Annotated in this window: 3 protein-coding genes; 2 read left to right on the plus strand and 1 reads right to left on the minus strand. The window is 50.9% G+C overall.

Translation table 11 applies throughout. The features are described from left to right. Positions 1-127: 127 nt before the first annotated feature. Both Q0340_RS01565 and Q0340_RS01570 read left to right on the plus strand, forming a co-directional pair. Entirely contained in the window at positions 128-700 is a 573-nt protein-coding gene (locus Q0340_RS01565; protein ID WP_298081881.1) for a hypothetical protein, read from the plus strand. Between the two features lie 22 nt (positions 701-722). Further along, a complete protein-coding gene (locus Q0340_RS01570; protein ID WP_298081882.1) occupies positions 723-845 on the plus strand; it encodes a hypothetical protein in 123 nt (40 codons plus the stop codon). Positions 846-1044: 199 nt separating this feature from the next. Here Q0340_RS01570 and Q0340_RS01575 read toward each other — a convergent pair whose 3' ends face one another. Further along, complete coding sequence (locus Q0340_RS01575) at positions 1045-1620, minus strand: DUF6882 domain-containing protein (protein ID WP_298081883.1); 576 nt, start codon at positions 1618-1620, stop codon at positions 1045-1047. Between the last annotated feature and the right edge of the window lie 338 nt (positions 1621-1958).

The following is a 1958-nucleotide window of genomic DNA, read 5'->3' on the forward strand; positions in this document are numbered from 1 at the left end:
CGCGGCGCACGAACCACTAGTGCAGGCGGATTTAGCGTCAAAAACGACAACTCCTTCATCGTGATCTTCGTCATTGCGATGATGGCTTTTATATTTTTTTACGGCATGTCGGCAGGGCTCGATTTAGATGAAATTTTTTTTAGGCAACGGACGCGGTCGCGGTGGAGGCGGGATTTTAGGACTTTTGATCGCCGGCGTAGCTTGGTATCAAGGGCGCGATGGCGGCGGGCTGTTTAAATTTAACGACCACGCGATTACCTTCGTTTCAAACGAGCGCAAGAGCGAAATTTTGCTCTTTAATATCGACTACGTTAGGCTCACTCCAGGCTTTTTGCGCACCTGCACTAGCTACACGGCGCTTAGCCACTCCCGCTACGTAAAACACGAGCGACTCTTTAAATTCGGGATCGGATCGATGATCGTGCTATGGCTAGTCGGTATCGCCATGAGCGAGCGCGTGGGGATGGCGTTCGTGATAATGGTCGTGGGCGTCGTGATCTTTATCTTCGCCAAGACGCTCTCGTCGTGGCGGCTAAACGGCGACTTTCACGACATCTTGCTGCGCGACACCGTGCTGATCCGCGGCAAAGATCTGAACGACCGCGTGCTGTGGTTTGCGATCACGCCCGGTCGCAACGACCGCCGCAGGTTGCGCGCCTACCTCAAAGAGCATCTTAATTTCGACATCGACGGCGGCTAATTTTGATTTAAAATTTAAAGGCTTGGGCGCGGATAGAGTAGCGGAATTTTATGACGCAAAATTTAAGGCAGAATTTCACGCGGCGGAATTCCGCGATGCAAATTCTACCGAGCAAAATTTCAAGACGCAAAATTCTATGATATAAAATTTGCGGGACATAATTTCGCGGCGTAAATTTCAAAGCCCCGGAATGCACGGCGCGATATTTGCGGCTCTATACGGCGAACTTCGCCTCGTTTAGCCGCTCCAAATTATCAAACGAAAAAACTGCGTCATTTTTAAAATTTGCTACGATCTTGCCCGCCGCTTCGCTAAATTTCGTGCCGTTTCTAAGTAAAAGCGCCTTAATAAAAAACGGCGTGATTTAACTGAAATGCGCCTATGTAATCGCACGCCAAAGAGATGAGCTCGCTTGCGTCCATACCGGGCTTGATCGTACCATCTGGCGCCACGCACTCGCCTGCCGCAAACTCCACAAACACCGCTCCGCCTGCGTGCGAACAGCGGTAGTAACATACCGGTTCCTGCGATAATCCGCACGCGATCGCGCTTAGAGCGTGGCCGTTTATCTCCGCGCTTAGTGCGAGCTTAGGCGTGCTAAGCTCCTCTAGCCCGTGCCGCAAGCCGAAGTCGCGCACATCTCGCGCAAGGGTAAGCAGCCGCTCATCAAGGCGGTTTATATTTTCGTATCCCCACAGCCACGTGCGGCTGGTGTTTGCTTCGCTGCCGATATACCAGATAGCGCGCGGCGAATCATCGCCGAAACTGATCTCGCCGCGCTTTAGATCCACAGACCGGCGCCTGCCCTTCACGATCAGCTTCGAACCCGCCTCTTGCACCCTTGCGCCGCAACCTAAACACGCCGAAAACAGATCAATAAAGCTGCTCTTATCCACGCCTAAGCGGTCTAAAAATTTCATTTTTCTCCTTTGATATCGCGCCGATAAATTTAGCGCTTTTGTGGGATTTACGCTTCGCCCTCTTATACGCCGCTTTGCTATAAAACATTCGCGCTATGGAAATTTCATGCGGCAAGACGGGCAAAATTTAATCAAATTTTATAAAGTCGCAGCGGATAAAATTTCATAGCGGACACCATCGGGATAAAATTTTGTAGCCGAGCCGCGGGCGCGACCGCAATGATCGGCTGGCGGACATAAAATTTAAACCGCTCGCGGAATTTTAAATTTGAAAGGCAAAATTTTAGCCTAACGGTATGCGGCAAAATTCTACGACCGAGCAGCGAGCGCTAAGATCG

This window comes from uncultured Campylobacter sp., assembly GCF_938045595.1.
In the GTDB taxonomy this organism is placed as follows: domain Bacteria; phylum Campylobacterota; class Campylobacteria; order Campylobacterales; family Campylobacteraceae; genus Campylobacter_B.